The organism is Bradyrhizobium sp. 192 (assembly GCF_023100965.1).
Taxonomy (GTDB): Bacteria; Pseudomonadota; Alphaproteobacteria; order Rhizobiales; family Xanthobacteraceae; genus Bradyrhizobium; species Bradyrhizobium symbiodeficiens.
This window is the reverse complement of sequence record NZ_CP064690.1, coordinates 6,569,737-6,589,693: the sequence shown is the minus strand read 5'-3', so window position 1 is coordinate 6,589,693 and position 19,957 is coordinate 6,569,737. Positions and strand designations below refer to the sequence as shown.

At 62.6% G+C, this 19,957-nt stretch carries 20 protein-coding genes; 13 read left to right on the top strand and 7 right to left on the bottom strand.

All coding sequences use genetic code 11. From position 1 onward, the window contains the following. Window positions 1-802: 802 nt before the first annotated feature. The 5 genes from IVB24_RS30855 to dctP form a co-directional block, all read right to left on the bottom strand. The gene (locus IVB24_RS30855; protein WP_247770233.1) at window positions 803-1,051 is read right to left on the bottom strand and encodes a hypothetical protein; all 249 of its coding nucleotides are present in this window, start codon (window positions 1,049-1,051) and stop codon (window positions 803-805) included. 392 nt (window positions 1,052-1,443) lie between these two features. Beyond that, on the bottom strand, window positions 1,444-2,361 hold the full coding sequence (locus tag IVB24_RS30850; protein ID WP_247770232.1) for an SMP-30/gluconolactonase/LRE family protein: 918 nt from the start codon (window positions 2,359-2,361) through the stop codon (window positions 1,444-1,446). Between the two features lie 13 nt (window positions 2,362-2,374). After that, entirely contained in the window at window positions 2,375-3,682 is a 1,308-nt protein-coding gene (locus tag IVB24_RS30845) for a TRAP transporter large permease (protein ID WP_247770231.1), read from the bottom strand. After that, a complete protein-coding gene (locus tag IVB24_RS30840; RefSeq protein ID WP_166468467.1) occupies window positions 3,679-4,230 on the bottom strand; it encodes a TRAP transporter small permease in 552 nt (183 codons plus the stop codon). The genes IVB24_RS30845 and IVB24_RS30840 overlap by 4 nt, the downstream gene beginning before the upstream one ends. A 6-nt stretch (window positions 4,231-4,236) precedes the next feature. Beyond that, window positions 4,237-5,235 (bottom strand): TRAP transporter substrate-binding protein DctP, encoded by a 999-nt coding sequence (gene dctP, locus IVB24_RS30835; protein WP_247770230.1) that lies wholly within the window; start codon window positions 5,233-5,235, stop codon window positions 4,237-4,239. Between the two features lie 210 nt (window positions 5,236-5,445). Between dctP and IVB24_RS30830 the strand changes: the two genes are divergently transcribed. From IVB24_RS30830 to IVB24_RS30820, 3 genes are all read left to right on the top strand, one after another. Next, a complete protein-coding gene (locus IVB24_RS30830; RefSeq protein ID WP_247770229.1) occupies window positions 5,446-6,642 on the top strand; it encodes a CoA transferase in 1,197 nt (398 codons plus the stop codon). A gap of 108 nt (window positions 6,643-6,750) precedes the next feature. Next, window positions 6,751-7,848, top strand: coding sequence for an acyl-CoA dehydrogenase family protein (locus IVB24_RS30825; protein WP_346771343.1), 1,098 nt, complete (start codon window positions 6,751-6,753; stop codon window positions 7,846-7,848). A gap of 34 nt (window positions 7,849-7,882) precedes the next feature. Then, entirely contained in the window at window positions 7,883-8,953 is a 1,071-nt protein-coding gene (locus tag IVB24_RS30820; RefSeq protein WP_247770227.1) for an acyl-CoA dehydrogenase family protein, read from the top strand. Here IVB24_RS30820 and IVB24_RS30815 read toward each other — a convergent pair. Next, the gene (locus IVB24_RS30815; RefSeq protein ID WP_166470030.1) at window positions 8,950-9,780 is read right to left on the bottom strand and encodes a helix-turn-helix domain-containing protein; all 831 of its coding nucleotides are present in this window, start codon (window positions 9,778-9,780) and stop codon (window positions 8,950-8,952) included. The genes IVB24_RS30820 and IVB24_RS30815 overlap by 4 nt on opposite strands. A gap of 220 nt (window positions 9,781-10,000) precedes the next feature. Between IVB24_RS30815 and IVB24_RS30810 the strand changes: the two genes are divergently transcribed. Beyond that, window positions 10,001-10,333 carry a hypothetical protein gene (locus IVB24_RS30810; protein WP_181955117.1) on the top strand — a complete coding sequence of 111 codons (333 nt, stop codon included), beginning with the start codon at window positions 10,001-10,003 and terminating at the stop codon, window positions 10,331-10,333. A 30-nt stretch (window positions 10,334-10,363) separates the two neighbouring features. Here IVB24_RS30810 and IVB24_RS30805 read toward each other — a convergent pair whose 3' ends face one another. Continuing rightward, entirely contained in the window at window positions 10,364-11,170 is an 807-nt protein-coding gene (locus tag IVB24_RS30805) for an enoyl-CoA hydratase-related protein (protein WP_247770226.1), read from the bottom strand. Window positions 11,171-11,276: 106 nt separating this feature from the next. On the opposite strand from IVB24_RS30805, the gene IVB24_RS30800 reads away from it, so the two are divergent. The 9 genes from IVB24_RS30800 to IVB24_RS30760 all read left to right on the top strand — a co-directional run bounded on the left by IVB24_RS30800 (window position 11,277) and on the right by IVB24_RS30760 (window position 19,948). Next, window positions 11,277-12,056, top strand: a complete 780-nt coding sequence (locus tag IVB24_RS30800) for an IclR family transcriptional regulator C-terminal domain-containing protein (protein ID WP_094974081.1) — start codon at window positions 11,277-11,279, stop codon at window positions 12,054-12,056. 138 nt (window positions 12,057-12,194) lie between these two features. Then, window positions 12,195-12,941 carry a dienelactone hydrolase family protein gene (locus IVB24_RS30795; RefSeq protein WP_247770225.1) on the top strand — a complete coding sequence of 249 codons (747 nt, stop codon included), beginning with the start codon at window positions 12,195-12,197 and terminating at the stop codon, window positions 12,939-12,941. A 130-nt stretch (window positions 12,942-13,071) separates the two neighbouring features. After that, window positions 13,072-14,184: an ABC transporter substrate-binding protein gene (locus IVB24_RS30790; RefSeq protein ID WP_247770224.1), complete on the top strand. Its 1,113-nt coding sequence runs from the start codon at window positions 13,072-13,074 to the stop codon at window positions 14,182-14,184. Between the two features lie 37 nt (window positions 14,185-14,221). Next, window positions 14,222-15,097, top strand: a complete 876-nt coding sequence (locus IVB24_RS30785; RefSeq protein ID WP_247770223.1) for a branched-chain amino acid ABC transporter permease — start codon at window positions 14,222-14,224, stop codon at window positions 15,095-15,097. Then, the gene (locus IVB24_RS30780) at window positions 15,069-16,133 is read left to right on the top strand and encodes a branched-chain amino acid ABC transporter permease (protein WP_247770222.1); all 1,065 of its coding nucleotides are present in this window, start codon (window positions 15,069-15,071) and stop codon (window positions 16,131-16,133) included. The genes IVB24_RS30785 and IVB24_RS30780 overlap by 29 nt, the downstream gene beginning before the upstream one ends. Further along, the gene (locus IVB24_RS30775; RefSeq protein ID WP_244607453.1) at window positions 16,114-16,899 is read left to right on the top strand and encodes an ABC transporter ATP-binding protein; all 786 of its coding nucleotides are present in this window, start codon (window positions 16,114-16,116) and stop codon (window positions 16,897-16,899) included. The genes IVB24_RS30780 and IVB24_RS30775 overlap by 20 nt, the downstream gene beginning before the upstream one ends. Further along, complete coding sequence (locus IVB24_RS30770; RefSeq protein WP_094974086.1) at window positions 16,889-17,602, top strand: ABC transporter ATP-binding protein; 714 nt, start codon at window positions 16,889-16,891, stop codon at window positions 17,600-17,602. The genes IVB24_RS30775 and IVB24_RS30770 overlap by 11 nt, the downstream gene beginning before the upstream one ends. Window positions 17,603-17,639: 37 nt before the next feature. After that, window positions 17,640-18,875, top strand: coding sequence for a CoA transferase (locus IVB24_RS30765; protein ID WP_247770221.1), 1,236 nt, complete (start codon window positions 17,640-17,642; stop codon window positions 18,873-18,875). Window positions 18,876-18,877: 2 nt separating this feature from the next. After that, entirely contained in the window at window positions 18,878-19,948 is a 1,071-nt protein-coding gene (locus tag IVB24_RS30760; protein ID WP_247770220.1) for an acyl-CoA dehydrogenase family protein, read from the top strand. Window positions 19,949-19,957: the final 9 nt, after the last annotated feature.

Below are 19,957 nucleotides of genomic sequence, written 5' to 3'. Positions count from 1 at the left end.
GTTAATTAGCCGCTTTATCGGGATCTTCAGATGCTTACTTCAAGGCCTTGCATGCGCGATAGTGCGCCCCCAAGCCTAAGCCACTCTGAAGTGCAGCTGCGATGCTCATCGATCGCTAGCTGCGTCATTTTCATTTGGAAACAATGGCCAACCTATTGGAATTACTGGAGCGTGTTTCGGCCATTCTTTCCAAAAGCGGCTTGAAATCACTATATAATCAAGCAGGTTTTGATTCCGCCATTCTGAGTTCGCTCGAGCCAATGGTTGGAACTGAAATCGAGAACTTACGGCCAGCGGTTGGAAGCTTGGCATTTGGAAAGGCGCCACTCGACCGAGGAGCCGGCCTCTGGTCTCAGAATGAACCCCCAGCGGGTGGTCCTCGGTGCCTATGTCGAAGCGGTCATGCCGAAAAAGGGAAAACCTTCTCGTGAATTTTACATCGACGCACGGGCGTGCGTGGACCGCGTAAGAACGGCGGCTGCTGGCGGGCTATCAGGGCATGAGGTCGGGAGTTAAGCTGCCCTCCGGTAAGAGAACAGCGCCTCCACAGTAGTGGGTTTAACCATGTAGCGGTCTAGTGACTCGAACCCCCGACGCTTAGGCTACGCCGGTCCGGTTGGATGACTCATTGTAAGCCATTGATCTGCAATGAAGCGATTTTGGCTTAGTTGGAAAAATGTCCCTGAGATTTCAATCCGAATAGGATGTCTCTTAATCAGCGGGTCCCAGGTTCGAGCCCTGGTGCGCCCACCATATAAATCAAACACTTAGCGGTTTGAGCAAACGGCAAATCCAGCGCCGTTTACAGTTTTGTTCTCGCTTCGAGCTTCAGCACCGCAGCTTCTGCGAGCTGAATGTCGCGACCGAGGTAGTGCGCCTCGAGAATGGCCTCGACGTCCTTCAACGAATGACCGGTGACGGCCGCGATCTGCGGCACGCTGGCGCCTGCGATCGCAAGGCGAACCACCGCCGTGCCGCGCAAATCATGAAACGTCAGGCCGTCGATGCCGGCACGCTCGCAAGCCTTTCCCCCACGACGCGCGAGAGCCATCGGACGTCCGGGGCCGGCCCAGCGTGTTCGTGAGGATAAGCGGCCCCTGACGGGTCGTCGCATCGAGCAGGGTCCTCAAGGGTGCGCCCGCGGGCGTCGCGACCCGGGCGGCCACCTTTCGATTGGCGAAGGCGAATGTATGGGGTCTCGTAGGCTCACCAGGGTAGTCGCAGCAGGTCTCCCTGCCGTTGTCCGCTCCACAAAGCCAAGATCAGCGTGCGATCGCGGTGAACGCGATCTCGCCGCCGGCGCCGGGCTTGTCGAGGACGACAAACCGCGCGTTTCCGCCGAGCCGCTTCTCGACGAAGGGAAGCCGCTTGCGAGCCATGACGTCGGTCCCGCCGCCCGCGGCGAAGCCAACGACGACCCACCCTTGCCTATCTCGTCCGGCACTACCGATGCGATGCCATGAGCCGTCCAGCAACAGGAACGCGCGCGACCAACACGCAACCGCTCTCGGATTCCGTGATGTAGAGGTTCTTGTTGTCGGAGCCGCCATAGGCCACGTTGGTCGTGGCGAGGCCCTGGCAAGAGCGAACCCGATAGAGCGGTTCGCCGAGGCGGCTGAAGATCCAGACGGTGCCAAGACCGGCGTGGGCGATCGCAAGGTTATCCTGCTCGTCCATCGCAAGGCCATCGGGGCCGCCTAGGCTGCCCGACAGCTGGATGAATATCCCGACCTTCGATGCGGTGCCGTCAGGCATCAGCGGTATCCGCCAGATGGCATTGCCCCGGGTGGCGGCCACGTAAAGAATGTGTTCGCTGCCGTTGAGCACAAGGCCGTTCGGGCTGGGGACGTTGCTGACGATCTGGTCGAGGGCTCCGTCCACGCGCAACCGATAGACGCGGCCGGTCGGGTCATGCATCCCGGTCTGGCCCTGGTCGGTGAAATAGATGTCGCCATTGCCGGCAAAGACCAGGTCGTTGACGCCCTTGAAGCGCTCGGACCAGCGCCGCTCCAGCAGGGAGCTAACGTTGCCGCTGGCCGGGTCGAGCGTCATGAGGCCATGGCGATAGTCCGTGATGACGATCCGCCCGTCGCGCGCGATCTTCAACCCGTTCGGCTCGCCGTCATATTCGGCGACCAGCGTGAACTCTCCCGCCGGCGAGATCCGGAAGATCCGTCCATAGGGAATGTCGACGATATAGAGATTGCCATCGCGGTCGAACGATGGGCCTTCGATGAAGGAATCCGCCGCAAGTCCGCGGCGGTTCACCAGCGACCAGGCATTGTCAGGGTCCTTGCGGCGGAACTTTTCCGGTAGTCGGGCGAAGACCTCGGTCTTGATCTCTTCGGGTGGTGCATACATCAGGGCATCTCGCTTAAGGCACAGCAGTGACTTGCGACGGCAGCCACATCGCGATTTCGGGGAAGATCACCAGCAGGCCGAGCAGGGCGAACATGATCAGGTGGAACGGGATCGTGCCCGCAACGACGTCGCTCAGCTTGCCCGACCATATGCTCTGGATCACGAACAGGTTGATGCCGATCGGCGGCGAGATCTGGCCCATCTCGATGAACAGCACCAGGATCACGCCGAACCAGATCGGATCGATGCCGTACTGGACCAGAACCGGATAGAGCAGCGGCACCGTGACCACGATCATGCCGAGGCTTTCGACCAGGCAGCCCAGCACCGTGTAGAGAACGAACAGGGCGACGAAGAACTCCAGCCTGGAAAGCTTCAGATCGACAAGAAACTGCGTGATCTGCTCGCCGACGCCGGCATAGCTGATGGCGTAGGAGAACAGGAAGGCGGCATAGACGATGAACAGGATGTTGCCGCACACGCGCACGGTGGTCTGCAAGGCGTGCCAGAGGATCGCGACGCTGAATTCGCCCCAGAACACTGCGATGATCATCGCCAGCACGCAGCCGACCGCCGCCGCCTCGGTTGGCGTGACCAGCCCCGAATAGATGCTGCCGATGGTGCCGCCGATCAGCACCATGAACGGGATGACGTCGAGCAGGGCCGCGAGCAGTTCGCGAGCCGACCGCGCGCCGACCTCGCGCGGAGCGATCCCGGGTCTGAACCACGCATGCATGGCGATATAGGCCATGAACATCGCGGTCAGCAGCAGGCCCGGCATCACGCCGGCCATGAACAGCTTGGCGACGGAGGTCTCGGTGAAGGTGCCGTAGACGATCATCGCGATGCTGGGCGGGATCAGGATGCCGAGCGTGCCGCCCGCCGCGAGCGAGCCCGCGGACAGGCGCGGACTGTATTTGCGCTTCTGCAATTCAGGCAGCGCCACCCGTCCGATCGAGGCGGCGGTGACCACGCTCGAGCCGCTGATGGCGGCGAAGATGGCGCAGCCGGCAATGTTGGTTTGCAGCAGGCCGCCGGGGATCCAGGATACCAGCTTGGACAGGCCATGATAGACCCGCAAGCTCAACCGGCTCTCCTGGAGGATTTCGGCCATCAGTATGAACAGCGGGATCGCACTCAGCGTAAAGCTGTTCATGCTGCCCCAACTGACGAGGCCGATTCCCTTCAATCCGGGGAGACCTGCGTGCAGGAGCAGATAAAGGACGGACGGTACGGTGATCGCAAACGGGATCGTCATGCCCACGCAGAGTAGGCCGACGAAGATCGCAAGGACGAAAATCAGTTCGACGCCCGGGGTCATGGCTGCGCACTCCCGCGAAGGCGACGGACTTTGGTCAGGATGGTCCGCACGAGGGCGAGGCAGAGCAGGAACATGCCGATCGCCATTGTGGTCTCCGGCATCCACAGCGGCGTTTGAAGCGGCGTGGGCGCCACGTCCTCCGAGCGCCATGAGTTCATGACCAGGCGCGTCAGCTGCCAAGTGATGAGTGCGGAGGCGACGAGCGACATCAGGTCGAAGACGATCTGCGACACCAGCCGGGCAGATTGTCCGAGACGGGCCTGGACCAGTTCGACCCGGTGAAACGCGCCATGGGCCTCGGCGACCGACATGCTCAGGAAGGTCGTCGCCACCAGCAGATAACCTCCGATCTCGTCGGTAATCTGAAGCGACGTCGCGAACACATTGCGCGCGATCGCCTCGGCCCCGATCAGGATGATCATGGCGATCAGGAGAATCGCGCAGAGCGCTTCCGAGACCTTCTCGACCGGGCCGGGGCCCGACGAGACGTTGTCGATGAGGTGGACGGCGCCGTCAGGCGCCACCTCCTTGATCTCGATGCTGGCCATGATCGATCACCGGCCAAGCGCCGTACGAACCTGCTTGAGCGCGGCCGCAGCATCCGGCCCCTTCGATTTCGCCCATTCGTCCCAATAGGCCGAGATCGCCTTCGTGCCGACGTCGAGATCGCCGGGCTGCTGCTCCGTCACCGTCATGCCGCCTTCGGCAAATTTCTTGCTGAGGTTGTCTTCTTCATCCGCCATGGCCTTGGTGATCAGCGGCATGTTGTCGGCGACGGCCTTGCGGACCTTGGCCTGGATCTCCGGCGACAGCTTGTTGAAGCGCTCCTTGTTAACGATGACGACGGAGTTGAAATAGTTGATGCCGAGCCGGTAGTTGAACTTGAGCAAGTCCTTCCAGGTATTTCCGCCGCCGGTGTTGGCGGTGAGGACGCCATCGACAATGCTGCGGTCGAGCGCGGAGGGGACTTCAGGGGCGCCGAGCGTGACCGGCACGCCGCCGAGCCGCTTGATGAACTCACCCTGCTCGGGCGACGTCACGCGGATCTTCTGGCCCTTGACGTCGGCCAGCGAAGTCAGCTTCTTGCTCGAGAATGCGACCTGGTAGGGATAGAGGTATTGCCCGAGCACCAGGACGCCCTTCTTTTCGAAGGCCTTTTCCAGGTACGGCGCCATGATGTCCGCCGCCTTCTTGTATTCATCGAGAGAGCGGATCAGCATCGGCAGTCGCAGGACGCCGCCAATCGGCACGTTGCCGAGAAAATATCCGTCGTCGCCCATCTGCACGACGTCGTCGCTTACGGCCTGCGTGATGGTGGTGGTGTTGATCGGAAGCGATCCCCCGAGGTGCAGCCTGACCGACAGCTCGCCACCGGTGTCCTTTTCGATCTGCGCGGCGACGGCACTCATGCCCTTGGCAGCTGCCACGGTCGCTACGGGATTGTAGATGTAAAGGTCCCACTTCTCGGCGGCTGCGGCGGGCGCTGCAAGGCCGGCCAATGCAAGGGCTCCCGCGATCACGCCCGCAAGTTGGCGACGGCTCGTCGATATCATTGTTTTCTCCCAAGTCTTTTTGTGGTTGGGCGAAACTATGTTTGATCGCGTTCCGCCCAGCAAGAGAGCGAAGGGCCGTAATCAATCGCATATGTGATAATTGGCGTGATCGTGCCGAACCGTATTGATCGAATTGCAATCACGTAGAAGTTGGACGTCCCGCGCGGCACGCGCCGGCCGTCGCGGCCAATTGAACGAGAGAGCTTCGGGATGGACACGACCCCTGCAGACGGCCCGTTGGGCGGAATTCGCGTCATCGACCTGACCAACGTGATCATGGGACCGTTTGCGACACACATCATGGCCGATCTCGGGGCTGACGTGATCAAGATCGAGAGCGAGGAGGGCGATTCCTTTCGCACCTATCGCCCCAATCGCAACGAAGGCATGGCCGGCGGCTTTCTCCATCTCAACCGTAACAAGCGCAGCGTCATGCTCGACCTGAAGCAGTCCGCGGGAATGGATGCGCTGTGCAGGCTGATTGCGACAGCCGACGTGTTCGTCCACTCGTTGCGACCCAAGGCCATCGACAAGCTCGGGCTTGGTTATCAGGCCGTCCGCGCCATCAAGCCTGATATCATCTATTGCGGCGCGTACGGGTTCAGCGAGAAGGGGCCCTATCGCGACAAGGCTGCCTATGACGATATCATCCAGGCCGGCTCCGGGCTCGCTGCATTGCATATGGTCGCGCGCGGCGAGCCGGCCTTCATGCCGACGGTGCTGTGCGACAAGCTGTCCGGGCAAGCGATCGCCTATTCGGTGATGGCAGCCCTGTTCCAGCGTGAGCGTGGTGGCGGAGGGCAGGCCATCGAGGTGCCGATGTTCGAGACCACGGCGGAGTTCGCCTATATCGAGCATTTGCTCGGCTTTGCCTTCGAGCCGTCGCTCGGCGACCCCGGCTATGCCCGCGTCGTCAGCCCGCGCCGCAAGCCGTTTCGCACCGGCGACGGTTATATGTGCATCCTTCCCTATTCGGATCGCAACTGGCGCGACTTCTTCGACTTCGTGGGGCGCCCGGAAATGAAGTCCGACGCCCGCTTCTTTCCGCTGGTCGAGCGGGTGGCCCATCTTGAGACACTCTACGAGATCATCGAGCAGGAAGCCCCCCGGCATTCTACGGCCGCATGGGTGTCGTTCTGCGACGACGTCAGCATTCCCTGTATGCCCGTCCTGGGTCTCGCCGATCTGCCAGACGATGAACACATGAAGGCGGTCGGGATGTTCAGCCGTGCCGAGCATCCATCGGAGGGAGCATACAAGTCGATACGGGCGCCGGTGTCCTTTAGCTCCTCGCCGTTCCGGGTTCGCCGCCATGCGCCGCGGCTTGGCGAACATACGGCCGAGTTGCTCGCGGAGATCGGAGTGCATGTGCCGGAGACAATCTCCCCGAGCCGCAAGAGCAAGTGAGGCGGGTTGATGATGGATATTGTGCCAAACGACGACTTTCGACGAATGGAGGCTTGAATGCGCGCGTTCCGGTTCGAATCTCTGACCTTACCGCCCGAAGCAGACGCGATGCGGCACAAGGTCCGCGCCTTCCTGAAGGAGGAGCGTGACGGCCGCCGCTACGCCGCACACCGGACATCCTGGTCGACATTCGATCCGGAGTTCAGCAAGCGCGCCGCCAAGGCGGGCTTTATCGGCATGACCTGGCCGAAACGTTATGGCGGTGGCGAATACTCCAACTTGCAGCGCTTCGTCGCGACCGAGGAGATGCTGGCGGCCGGCGCGCCGGGCGGCGCACACTGGATTGCGGATCGGCAGTCCGGTCCGCAGATTCTCAAGCATGGCAGCGAGCGGGCGCGCGAGCTGATTCTGCCCAGGATTGCCGCGGGCGAGTGCTATTTCGGCATCGGCATGAGTGAACCCGATTCCGGCTCCGACCTTGCGGCCGCCCGCACGAAGGCGGACAAGGTCGAAGGCGGCTGGGTGATCAACGGTACCAAGATCTGGACCTCGAACGCTCACCGCGTTCACTATCTGATCGTGCTGGCCCGCACCGAGCCGCCCAGCGAGAACCGTCACACAGGCTTGTCCCAGTTCATCGTGGATACGGGCTCGGAAGGTATCGAGATCAGGCCGATCATGAACCTGTCGGGAGGGCACGAGTTCAACGAGGTATTCTTCAAGAACTGCTTCGTTCCCGACGACATGATGATCGGAAAGCCCGGCGAAGGCTGGACGCGCGTGACGGGCGAGTTGGCGTTCGAGCGCGCCGGCCCGGATCGCTTTATGTCGGACATCAGGCTTCTCGTCGAACTCGTCGACAAGATCGGGCGCGAGCCGAATGAGCGGCAGGCGGTCGAGATCGGCCGGCTCGCGGCTCACTTCGCCACGTTGCGCCGGATGTCGTCGTCGATCGCCGGGCTATTGGAGCGTGGCGAAAGTCCGGTCACCGAAGCTGCACTGGTCAAGGATGTCGGCACGGCATTCGAGCGGGAAGTCCCGGAAGCGGTGCGGAAGCTGTTGCCGGTCGAGGCAAGTCTCGATGACGATGACGAGTATTCGCAGGCGATGGCACATGTGTTGCTGCACGCGCCATCGTTCACCATTCGCGGCGGCACGCCGGAAATCCTGCGCGGGATGATTGCCCGCGGTCTTGGCCTGCGCTGACGGGGAGAATGCCATGGAAGACATGTCCGCCATTGTGCTCGAACAGGCCGATCGCCTCTTCGCGCAGCACATCGACAAGAAGGTTCTGTCCGCGGCAGACGCAGGGCATTGGCCTGATGCGCCTTGGCGCGCGGTTGAAGATGCCGGCCTGCCGCTGGCGCTGGTGCCGGAAATGAAGGGTGGGGCGGGGCTTGCCCCGGACGTTGCGGCCAGCCTGATCCGCAGATCCGCATATCATTCCGTCCCGCTGCCGCTGGCGGAAACCATAATGGCCAACGCGCTCTGGACCGACGCCGGCGGCGAGGTTATCGCGGGCGCGGTGACGCTTGCGCCGGTCAATCCGCAGGATCGTATTGCGCTTGTGTCGAGCTCCACGGGGGTGACTCTTCAAGGCGTTGCCCGGCATGTTCCCTGGGGCAAACAGGCACCGACCACACTGGTCCTTGCGCGCGACGCGAACGGCGAGGCTTTCCTATGTCGCGTGCCTAGCGACAAGACGCGTACGAACAAGACGCGGCGGAACGTCGCCTATGAGCCGCGCGAAGATGTCGACTTCGGCGGCGTGCAATTGGCCGCGAGCGATGCCTTGCCTGCGCCCTCTTGCCTCGGTGCCGATGGCCTGATGCCGTTTGGCGCGGCCATCCGTGTCCAGCAAATGATCGGCGCGATGGAGCGGTGCATGGATTATGCGCTGTCCTACGCCAATGAGCGCGTGCAGTTTGGCCGCCCGATCGCGAAATTCCAGGCGATCCAGCACATGCTGGCGATCGCGGCAGGCCACTTTGCGGCGGCGTCGGCGGCGGGTGATACGGTGACGGAATCGCCGATCCTCGGCGATGACGCGCTGGCTGTAGCGATCGCAAAATCGCGGTGCGGCGAATCTGCCGGGCAGGTCGCTGCGCTCTGCCATCAGGTGCATGGCGCGATGGGATTTACCCAGGAGCATCCGCTGCATTACGCGACTCGCCGTCTCTGGTCGTGGCGCGACGAATGGGGGGCCGAACCCTGGTGGCAGGAAAAGATCGGCCGGATGATCTGCGCGCAAGGAGGCGAGGGCCTCTGGTCGCTGCTCGTCGACCGGCCGGCCGCCGCTGGCATGGCCTAAATCGAGGCTGTGGGGCGAAGATAGCGCTGCACGACATCGTTGAGCAGCGTGACGATCTCCGTCTGCCGTCGCGTGATGTCCTGGAGAGGGCCTGAAACCGCGACGGCAAGCGCGCGGTTCCAGCCGTCGATGCCATCGGGCAGCGGCACGGCAATCGATCCGGCGCCGGGGGTGACGAGACCGGCCGAGAAGAAGAACCCCTCACGCCGCGTGCGCTCGACGTTTTCCAGCACCTGATTGATGTCGATCCGGGATATGTCGAGCGCGGCTTCCGCGTTGGTGCGCGTGCACAGGCTGCGGATCTCCTTGTCGCTGCTCGACGTCAGTAACGAAAACCCGGTGGCCGACCAGACCACGAGGCGCCTGGACCCGGGCGGGACATGAAAGCGCATTGTCGCGCGGGCCTGCAGTACGTGGATATATTGCGCGAAGATGCCGGTTCGCGCGGCGATGATGACGGTGTCGCCCGTTTTCTGGGACAGCTCTTCGAGCATCCTCATCAGGCTGCCGTTTCTCACAGGGCCCTTGTCGAGCCAGGTCCCGAGCAAGGTGACGCGCGGCGAGGGCAGGAAGCTGCGGCTCTCCTGCAGATAGTCCATGTAACCGAGTTCGACGAGGCAGTTGAGCAGGATCGAGGTGGACGATTGCGGAAATCCCAGCCGCTCGGCCACTTCGGCCACGCGCGCGTCCCGCTGGATCTCGTCGAAGAACTCCAGAACTCGCAGCACACGTCCCGCGGACTTGACCGATCCTGCCGCCGGCGGGCCGTAGCTCGTGGCTTCCGTGATCCGATCGTCTGCTGTTGCTTTCTTGCTTCTTCTGGCCATCGTCTGACTGTGCCGGCAATTCCGCAGACATCCGGTAAAGCCGCGCCGAAATCCTTGTTGAGTGTCCGTGTGGCGGCACGTTAATCGGGTTGCGCAGGCAGGTCCAGTCGAGCGCGCGTCGATAGGGCCGGTATCCCGTTTCGGCAGATCCGTCATGACTTCCACATCGTCCGCCGCTCACATATAGGGCGACGGTGAAGTGACAGCGGCTGAGTCGCGAGTGAGTTTCCAGCTTTCGATCCTGAAGATTCTCGACGGGCAGACCGACGGACGTGCCAGCCTCGAGGTCATCAGGCAGCACCTTGCCGTTTTCTACACGAGCGGACAGGAATGGACCGGACGGATGAATCGTCTCGCCGAACGTGCGCCCGATCTCGATATATTCCGCCAGAAGCTCGTGGTGCGCGAGCCGGGCATGTGGAACATTACCGCAGAAGGCCGCAGCTTTCTCGCGATCCTCGAGGGGCGGGGCGCGGCTAATGAAGATATCGCGCTGGCCGAGCCGAGTTCGGTCGGCCTGACGACCGGGGCGAGCGCTCCGCCTGGCTCCTAGTTCCGTCGAAAGACGTTGGCGTCCGCGCGTTCACTTGCCGGTGAAGCGTGGCGTCCGCTTTTCGATGAAATGGGCAACGCCTTCCTTGAAGTCTTCCGTTCCCCGGCAGATCGCGACTTCCCTGTTCGCGAGCTGCGTCGCTTCGGCGAGGGTTTGCCGAGGGGCTGCCGTGAGTTGCTGCTTGATGATGCGCATGGATCGCGGCGAGCAGAGATTGGCGAAATCCGACGCGGTCTGTTGAACCGTCTCGCGAAAAGTGTCTGCGGGCAACATTCGGACCAGGCCGAGCCGCTCGGCCTCGGCGGCTTCGACCACGCGTCCGGACAGCAGAAGGTCCGCGGCATTCATCGGCCCGATGAGCTGACGTAACATCCAGGCGCTGCCGTGCTCTGCGATGAGGCCGCGCCGGGCGAAAGACGTAGTCAGCTTCGCGCCCGCGGCCATGAAGCGCAGGTCGCAATAGAGCGCGATGCAAAGACCAACCCCTGCGATGGCGCCATTGATGCCCGCAATGATCGGCTTGGGAACGGCGAGAAGATAGCTGTATCGCTGCGCCAGATCATCGTCACTTTCCGCCGGGGCGACCGGGGGGGCGGCGCTCGTGTTTCCCGACGACGCATCTGACAGGCGACCCATGTCGGCGCCAGCGCAGAAGCCTCGGCCTGCGCCGGTGATTACGATCGCGCGGACATCGTCGTCCTCGGACGCGATGGCCATCAGGCGGCGCAGCTCGCTCTCCATGACCGGCGTCCAGGCGTTCATCTTGTCCGGTCGGTCGAACGTGATCGTCGCGACGCGATCGGACACTTCGAACTTCATCTGCTCGGCAGAAACCATGGGCGATCTCCATTGAGGAGCTTTCTAGCAAACGCAAGGAACCACCGAAATGCCTTTCGTCCATGAAGAAACTTTTCTATCTATGTGAAAAAGCAAGCGAGGAAGCATGTCCAAAGAGGTCATCAAGACGGCCAAGCGGCTGTTCGAGATCCTGGAATATTTCGATGAAGTGCAGCGGCCCTTGAGTCTCAAGGAGGTCGCGCTGCGCTTCGGCTACCCCGTCTCAAGCGCGTCCGCGGTCCTCAAGAGCATGGTGGTGCTCGGTTATGTCGACTTCGACCGCTATTCGCGGACCTATATGCCGACGATGCGGATCGTGCAGCTAGGGCACTGGGTGCAGGGTGCGCTTTTTGGCGAGCGCGGAATTTCGGCGCTGGTGAACCACCTCAACAAGGAAACCGAAGAGACCGTCAGCATCGCAACCCAGAGCGACCTGTACATGCAATATATCCATGTACAGCCTTCGCCGCGCACGATCCAGTTTTCGATCAAGCCCGGGACGATCCGGCCGCTCGCGCGTTCGGGCCTCGGATGGATGCTGCTGAGCGCGCGTTCGGACGAGACCATCGAGAAGCTCGTGCGCCGCATCAATTTCGAGGAGGAAGACCGAAAGAAGAAGGTCGACCTGAAGGAGCTGATGCAGAAACTCCGCAAGATCCGCAAGGATGGTTACGTCATCTCCCTTCACACTGTAACGGCCGGAGCGGGCGTCATCGGGATGTTGTTGCCGGAGCGGCGCCACGGCCGCATCCTGGCGATCGGCGTCGGCGGTCCGGTCGAACGACTGGTATCCAAGCGAACGCAGATCCTGAGATCGCTGCGCGAAGGCATCGACAAATTCGTTACGCGGGAGGATCGCGCATCCGCGACAAAAGCCCGCAACTGAACAGATCCATTTTCACATATCTGTAAATACGCACGCATATCTGTAATGCTCTGGCTTTCAGCTACGTCCCGGCACATTCTTCCGCCCACTCCACGCCTCGAACGCGCGGAGATACAAAATGGTTGGAAGGGTGGAGTCGTGCAGGAGAAGGTCGTCGATCTGAAAACCAAGGACGGGGTGATGAACACGTACGTGTTTCACCCGGACCGTCCAGGGCCGTTCCCTGTCGTCATCTTCTATATGGACTCGGTCGGCGTCCGCGAGGAGCTGTCCGACATGTGCCGTCGTCTGGCGACAGTCGGCTATTTCGTCATCATGCCGAACATGTACTACCGCATGGTCCGCTGCGTCGATCTCGACGCGAACCGGCTGTGGGACCCCGCCTGCGCGGATAAGCTGGAGTTCATGTGGAAGCTCAACCGCCACCTCACCAACACCATGGTGATGGAAGACACCCAGGCCATATTCGACTTCCTCGCCAATGAGCCGGCTGCGCGGCAGGGCAAGACGGGATGTGTCGGCTATTGCATGAGCGGCCGCTACGTCTATCGCGCGATGGGCGTGTTTCCCGATCGCATGGCCGCCGGCGCCTCCGTCTACGGCGCGCGTCTCGTCACTGACCAGCCGGACTCCGCGCATCTCGTCACCGACAAGATCGAGGGCGAGATCTACTTTGCGCTGGCCGAGCATGATCACTACGCGCCTCCCGAGATGCTCGAGCAGGTATCGCGGGCGATCAAGACGACCGGCATCAACGGGCGGATGGAATACTATCCGGAAGCCGAACACGGCTTCGCCTTTCCAACCCGGCGCCTCTACCACAAGGCCAGCACCGAGCGGCATTGGGAGCGCCTGTTCGATCTCTTTCAGCGCAATCTGAATTGAGCTCGGACGCTGAGTCCATCGGAAATCAAAGGAGCCGCCGCGTTACCGCGGGCTGGCGAAACAAATCATAAGGGGAAGAACGATGAAGCGTGCGGATCGCCGAAATGTAATTTTGTCTTTGGGGGCCATCGTGGCGGCGACTGTGCAGCTCGCTTACGCGCCCGGCGCGATGGCGGCTGACCCGGTCAAGATCGGCCTTGCGCTGCCTCTGAGCGGCGCAGCGGCGACTTATGGGCAGGAATTGCAGCGCGGCGCTGAATATGCAGCCGACCTCGTCAACCAGCGCGGCGGCATTCTCGGCGGCCGGAAGATCGAACTGGTCTTCGAGGATGAGAAGGGCACGCCGCAAGGCGGCGTCGCCGCGGTCCAGAAGCTGATGTCGGTGGGGCGCGTGAAAGCGATAACCGGGGGGACGAACAGCTCGGTCGTGCTTGCCGAGTCTTCGGTCACTAAGAAGCGTATCCTGCAAGTAAACGCTGGCGCGCAGGCTGATGCGATCACCGATCAGGGCAGTCCCTGGCTGTTTCAAATCAACAACACGGTGTCGCTCAACTCCGAATCGTTCAATGCCTACATCGTCAAGACGTTGAAGCCGAAGACGGTCGCCTACATGGGCGAGAATTCCGAGTTCAACAAGACGGTCCTCGAGAAGCTCAAGGCGAGCCTCCAGTCCGCAGGCATTGAGCTGGTGAGCATCTCTACCTATGACGCCGAGACTAACGATTTCACGTCCATTCTCACCAAGATCAAGGCGAGCAATCCGGACATGATCTACGTCGCCGACGCCTATCCGGCGCGCGCCGCACAACTGTGGAAGCAGGTGCGCCAGCTCGGCGGCTTCAAGATCGAGGTGATGTCGCCTGGCGTGGTGACGCCGGGCATGATCAAGCCATCGGAGGGCGCCATGAACGGCGTCATTACGGGAGAGATCTTCATGGCATCAGATCCCGGCGCCGAAGGCAAGGAGTTCGTCGAGAACTATCAGAAGAAGTTCAACTCCTCTCCGGGAAAAGGTGAGCTTGTGATCTTCGAGGCGATCAATCTCATCGCCGCCGCGATGGACAAAGCCGGTACCGACAGCGACTACGACAAGATCTCGAAAGTCATCCGCGAAAACGCCTGGCCGAGCCCGAGGGGACTGCTCAAGTTCGACGAGAAGGGCAGGGCGCGGGCGCCGTACTTCTATATCCAGCGAGTCGAGAACGGGGCTGTCGTCCAGGTCGAGCGCGTCAGCTCGAACTGACGATCGCGCGGATCAAATTTAGAAGGCACGTACGGCTTTGGAACTTCTGGTTCAAACCCTCGTCAACGGATTGGTGCTTGGCGCCGGCTATGCCGTCATCGCCGTCGGCCTGACGCTGATCTTCGGAATCGTGGGCATTGCAAACTTTGCCCATGGCGCGTTCTTCGCCATGGGCGGCTATGCCTGCTACCTGCTGACGTCGCGAGGCGTGAACTATTTCATCGCTGTTCCGTTGTCGGTGCTGATCGTCGTGGCAATCGGCGCCGTCACAGAATGGGTCGTCATCCGTCGCAGCCTGTATGGCGATTCACATCACGGCTCACTGATCGTCACGTTCGCGCTCGGTCAGGCGGCGGTGGCCGGATTGATCCTGATCTTCGGGCCGGACCCGCTCCCCGTGACATCGCCGCTCGGACAAAGCACGATGCGATTTCTCGGTATCTTCGTGACGTCGCAACGCGCGTTCATCTTCGTCTGTTCAGTTCTCGTGCTCAGCGCGCTCGGTCTGTGGCTCCGTCTGAGCATAAAGGGCCAGCAGGTCGTGGCCGTCGCCCAGAACGCGCGTGGCGCGCTCTATTCCGGCATCGATGTTCCCTGGATCCGCGCACTGGCCTTCGTGCTAGGCGTCGCCGCCGCTGGTCTTGCAGGCGCGCTGTTGGCGCCGATCTCGACGATCTATCCGACCATGGGATACAGCGCTCTGATCGTCGGATTCACGGTCGTCATCCTGGGCGGGATGGGCAGTATTCCGGGCGCGATGCTGGGTGCGCTTCTGATCGGTGTCGCCAACGCGCTGTTTGAAACTTACGTCTCTGTCTCGTGGACGCCCGCGCTGGGCTGGGGCCTCGTCATCGCCACGCTGCTGTTCCGACCGCAAGGACTGCTTGGCCAAGTCCAGCAGCATCGGCACTGAGATGGCGATCCAGGATTTCGGCACGATGATGGACAGGAAGCGGGCCGGCGCCATGAACGGCGACAGGGCCGGGCGCGCCGCGCGAGAGGCCATTTACGTCGCATGCGCCGTCGCGGTCATCGCGGCGTTCGCCTTCGCGTTCACCGACCCGTTCGTGGTGACCCTCGCCGGGTACACCTGTGCGTTCGCCCTGTTTGCTCTGAGCATCAACATCATCCTCGGCGGCGTCGGCGAGGTGCCGCTCGGCCAATGCCTGTTTTTCGGCGTCGGCGCTTACGGAGCGGCGATCGGAATGGGCAAGCTTGGGCTGCCGTTCGAGGTCGCGGTGCTGATCGCGCTCATGCTTTCCGTGGTGCTGGCCGCCATCATCGGCGTCATCACGCTGCGTCTGACCGGAGCCTATTTCTCGATCGTGTCCTGGGGCCTGACCGGCGTCGCCATGGTCGCAGCGACGAATCTCGAGGAGATCACCGGGGGACCGCTCGGCCTGTTCGGCTTTCCGCCGATCGAGATCGGTTCGCTTCAGCTGTCGGATCCGCAGACCTACTTCGCGGTCACCGCCACCATTCTTCTGCTTGCGATCGTCTTCCTGGTGGCCCTGCGCCGGTCCCCTTTCGGCGCCGCCATGGACAGTGTCCGCCAGAATCCCCATCTCGCGCGCTCGGTCGGCGTCGATGTGGCGCGTGTCCGGCTGAAGGCTTTCATGCTGAGCGCGCCGTTTGCCGCGCTGGCTGGTGCGCTCGCCGTTCCCTACACGCAGATTGTCACACCCGAGGTCTTCAGCGTCGCGAACACGGTGGACGGGCTCCTGATGGTCCTGCTGGGCGGCGCGCAGCTCGTGGTCGGACCGGTGATCGGCGCTGCGATGTTCACGCTGATACCGCAGGCTATGAACCTCGATCCGAACGTGAGGATCCTGGTGTTCTCGTCGATCATCATCCTGATCATGATGTTTGCCCCCGGCGGACTGCATCAACTGGGCGTTGCTCTGCGTGACCGGCTCGGAAGGAAGACAGATGACGATCGCAGCCGCTGAGCGTCCAGTCGTCTCGGCCCGGGACATCGTCAAGCGATATGGCGGCGTGACGGCCTTGAACGGCGTCAGCCTCGATGTCGAGGAAGGCGAAATCTTTGGCATTATCGGCCCGAATGGTGCGGGCAAGTCGACGCTCTTCGACATCCTCTGCGGCATCACCGTGCCGACCAGCGGATCGATCCGCATCATGGGAAGCGAGATCTCGGGGATGCCGCCGCATCTCATCGCGCGCTCAGGAGTCGCCCGAACCTTTCAGAGAACTGCGGTGTTCGCCGAAAGCACGGTGCTGGAAAATCTCCTGTTCGGGCGCCATGCGAGCTTTCACCACGGCGTCCTTGGCCGGATCGTCGGCAGCAAGTCCTATGTCCGGGATCAGCAGGCTTTCCAGGCCCGCGTCGAGGAGGTTCTTGCGCTGATCGGCCTCGACGGAGAGCGGCACCGGAAGGCCGGCGTGCTGGCTTATGGCGTGCAGCGCCGGCTGGCCGTCGGAATCGCATTGATGTCCGATCCGAAGATCATGTTCCTCGACGAGCCCGCCGCCGGCATGAACGGGCGCGAGACCGCCGACTTCATCGCCCTGATCCGTGCGATCGCACCGGGGCGGACAATCCTGATCGTCGAGCACGACATGGCGGTCATCCGGCAGCTCTGCGGCCGCGCGCTCGTCGTCGTCGACGGCAAGCCTGTCGTGGTCGACGCGCCGCATCACGTTCTCAGTCATCCGGAAGTCGTGACCGCCTATCTGGGGGCTGACGATGACGAGTGATGGCTCGCTGCTGACCGTCAAGGACGTCTCGGCAGCCTACGGCAAGGTCGTCGCGCTCCGCGGCGTCTCGCTCTCCGTCAACCGCGGCGAGATCGTTGCCATCCTCGGCGCCAATGGCGCCGGCAAGACCACGCTATTGAACGCGATCTCCGGCGTCCTGCCGATCACTGCGGGCCGCATCGAGTTCGCGGATCAGCGCATCGACGGGCGCAAGCCCTGGACGCTCAGCCGGGCCGGCATCAGCCACGTCCCCGAAGGGCGCGAGATCTTTCCGTCGATGACGGTCGAGGCGAATTTGAAGATCGTCGACGCATTCGGCAGCGGTCCCGTGTTTACGGTCGATGACGTGCTCAACATGTTTCCGCGCCTGCGCGAGCGTTTCCGGCAGGCCGCCGGAAATCTCAGCGGCGGCGAGCAGCAGATGCTGGCGATCGGCCGCGGCTTGATGGCGCGTCCGCGGCTCATCCTGTTCGATGAGCCGTCACTCGGTCTGTCGCCGTTCTTCTCCAAATTCGTGCTCGGCGCGATCGGAGCGCTGCGGGCCAAGGGCCTTTCGGCGCTTCTGGTCGAGCAGAACATGCGCGCGGCGCTCAAGATTGCCGACCGGGCCTATGTGCTCAGAGTGGGCTCGATCGTGCGCGAAGGAACGGCCGGCGAAATCGCTGATGCCCCCGACATCCAGGAAGCCTATCTCGGCGCTTAGCGGACATAGCTCTTTGCAAGGGATTTGAGACAGACACATGCAGGGTCGACGCAATCTTCCGCTCGATGGCCTTACGGTCATCGATCTTGGTCAGGTCTATCAGGGCCCTTACGCAACTTATCTGATGGCCAAGGCCGGGGCCCAGGTGATCAAGATCGAGCCGCTTGCCGGAGAACCGGTTCGTCAGCGCGACAGCGTCAGTCGCGGGTCGGGCGCACCTTTCGCGATGCTGAACGGTCACAAGAAGTGCATCACGCTGGATCTGAAATCCGCGAAGGGCAAGGAGATCCTCAAGCGCCTGGTCAAGGACGCCGATGTCCTGCTGGAAAACTACGCGCCGGGCGTGATGGATCGGCTCGGGATAGGCTGGTCCGTGCTGCACGAGCTCAATCCCCGGTTGGTCTATGCGTCGGGATCCGGTTATGGGCTGTCGGGCCCGGATAAGGACAATCTGGCCATGGACGTGACTGTGCAGGCCGTGTCGGGACTCATGAGCGTTACCGGCTTTCCGGATAGCCCGCCCGTCAAGGCCGGTCCGGCGCTGGTCGATTTCATGAGCGGAATTCACCTCTATGCCGGGGTGATGACGGCGTTGTACGAGCGGCAGATCACGGGCGTCGGCCGGCTGGTGGAAGTGGCGATGCAGGAGGCCGTGTTTCCCGCGCTCGCCTCGAACCTGGCCTACATGTACGACATCGGCAGGGCACCGCCGCGCACCGGCAATAGACACGGCGGGCTCTCCGCGGCGCCATACAATGTCTATCCGGCGAGTGACGGCTACATCGCGATCATTGCGACCAACGACAAGCATTGGGGCAATCTGCTGCAAGCGATCGGACGGACCGAACTCGCGGACGATCCGCGATTCCACGACAAGGTCGCGCGCGTTCGCAACATGGACGAAACCGACCAGTTGATCGCGGGCTGGAGTTCGAAGATCACCCGCGAGGAGGCCTGCGCTGCACTGGCGAAATTCAAGGTGCCGTCCGCACCGGTCCGCGACCTAGAAGAGGTGTGCAACGACCGGCACATGCATTCACGCGGCATGCTGGAATGGATCGAGCATCCGCAGTTCGGGCGGATCGTCATTCCGGACAGCCCGATCCGCATCCACGGCGCGGACAGGCTGCCGGCCGCGGTCTCCTCCAGATTGGGCGCGAACACCGATGAGGTGCTGTCGTCGATGCTCGACATGTCGGAGCCCGAGATCGCTACGCTGCGGAGCGAGGGCGTGATCGGCCCGCGCCCCCCCATCCACATAGTGAGAGAATGACGATGTCAGCTTCCGAAACCCTCGTCGTCGAAACAGCCGCACGTGTCCTTGCGGATCTGGCCGATCCGCAGACCATTGTCCAGAAGCGCAACGATGCCTGGAAGGCGCCGCTCTGGTCGTCTCTTCAGGAGATAGGACTGGACCTCGCCTGGGCTTCCGAGACCGCCGGCGGGGCAGGGGCGTCGCTCGGCGATGGCTTCGGCATCATTCGCGAGGCCGGCCGTGCGGCATTGGGAGTGCCGCTCGCGGAAACGCTTCTGGCCGGATGGCTGCTAGACCGCGCGGGTCTGACCGCGCCGGGCGGGCCGATGACGGTGGCGCCGGTTCGGCCGAAAGATCACCTCACGCTCGACAAGACCGGCCGCGTCAACGGCCAGGCCCGCATGGTGCCCTTCGCGAGCGATGTCGAGCATCTCGTCGTGCTGGCCACTGGCGACGAGGGGCCGTCGGTCGCTCTGGTCCGAACGGCCGATTGCGAGCTGAAGCCCGGCAAAAGCCTCGCGAGCGACGCGCGCGACACCGTGGAGTTCGCGAACGTGCTGCCGGTTCATCGTGCGCGCCTGAAGGAATCGGGAGGGCGCGAGAAGGACGTCCTCCTGCTGATGGGCGCGGCTGTGCGAGCGCAGCAGATTGCGGGCGCTCTGGACAGGATCCTCGAGCTTTCGGTTCTTTATTCGCAGCAGCGTGTCGCGTTCGAAAAGCCGATTTCGAAGTTCCAGGCAATTCAGCACAGCCTGGCGCGGCTTGGCGGCGAGGTCGCTGCGGCCGCGTCCGCCGCGGCTTCGGCCGCGGATACCATCGCCAACACCAGCTTCGATGATGACGCCGCGCTACTTGAGGTCGCAGCCGCCAAGATTCGCTCCAGCGAGGCCGTTGAAGTGGGGACCGGCATCGCTCATCAGGTGCACGGCGCGATCGGCTTCACCGACGAGCACATACTGCACCGGTTTACGCTGCGCCTGCTGTCGTGGCGAGATGAGTTCGGTGACGAAACGTTCTGGAGCCTCAAGCTCGGCGAGTTAATCACCGCCAGAGGTGCCAGGGAACTCTGGCCCCTGCTGGCCTCTCGCTGAAAGGAGCCG

What these genes read in the sequence shown, in the direction of transcription:
- IVB24_RS30825 (WP_346771343.1), top strand. Translation starts at nt 6,751, where the DNA reads ATGCGGCACAAGGTCCGCGCCTTCCTGAAGGAGGAGCGTGACGGCCGC.
- IVB24_RS30855 (WP_247770233.1), bottom strand. Translation starts at nt 1,051, where the DNA reads ATGGCTCTCGCGCGTCGTGGGGGAAAGGCTTGCGAGCGTGCCGGCATC.
- IVB24_RS30760 (WP_247770220.1), top strand. Translation starts at nt 18,878, where the DNA reads ATGTCAGCTTCCGAAACCCTCGTCGTCGAAACAGCCGCACGTGTCCTT.
- dctP (WP_247770230.1), bottom strand. Translation starts at nt 5,235, where the DNA reads ATGATATCGACGAGCCGTCGCCAACTTGCGGGCGTGATCGCGGGAGCC.
- IVB24_RS30840 (WP_166468467.1), bottom strand. Translation starts at nt 4,230, where the DNA reads ATGGCCAGCATCGAGATCAAGGAGGTGGCGCCTGACGGCGCCGTCCAC.
- IVB24_RS30805 (WP_247770226.1), bottom strand. Translation starts at nt 11,170, where the DNA reads ATGGTTTCTGCCGAGCAGATGAAGTTCGAAGTGTCCGATCGCGTCGCG.
- IVB24_RS30830 (WP_247770229.1), top strand. Translation starts at nt 5,446, where the DNA reads ATGGACACGACCCCTGCAGACGGCCCGTTGGGCGGAATTCGCGTCATC.
- IVB24_RS30770 (WP_094974086.1), top strand. Translation starts at nt 16,889, where the DNA reads ATGACGAGTGATGGCTCGCTGCTGACCGTCAAGGACGTCTCGGCAGCC.
- IVB24_RS30845 (WP_247770231.1), bottom strand. Translation starts at nt 3,682, where the DNA reads ATGACCCCGGGCGTCGAACTGATTTTCGTCCTTGCGATCTTCGTCGGC.
- IVB24_RS30850 (WP_247770232.1), bottom strand. Translation starts at nt 2,361, where the DNA reads ATGTATGCACCACCCGAAGAGATCAAGACCGAGGTCTTCGCCCGACTA.
- IVB24_RS30775 (WP_244607453.1), top strand. Translation starts at nt 16,114, where the DNA reads ATGACGATCGCAGCCGCTGAGCGTCCAGTCGTCTCGGCCCGGGACATC.
- IVB24_RS30815 (WP_166470030.1), bottom strand. Translation starts at nt 9,780, where the DNA reads ATGGCCAGAAGAAGCAAGAAAGCAACAGCAGACGATCGGATCACGGAA.
- IVB24_RS30765 (WP_247770221.1), top strand. Translation starts at nt 17,640, where the DNA reads ATGCAGGGTCGACGCAATCTTCCGCTCGATGGCCTTACGGTCATCGAT.
- IVB24_RS30800 (WP_094974081.1), top strand. Translation starts at nt 11,277, where the DNA reads ATGTCCAAAGAGGTCATCAAGACGGCCAAGCGGCTGTTCGAGATCCTG.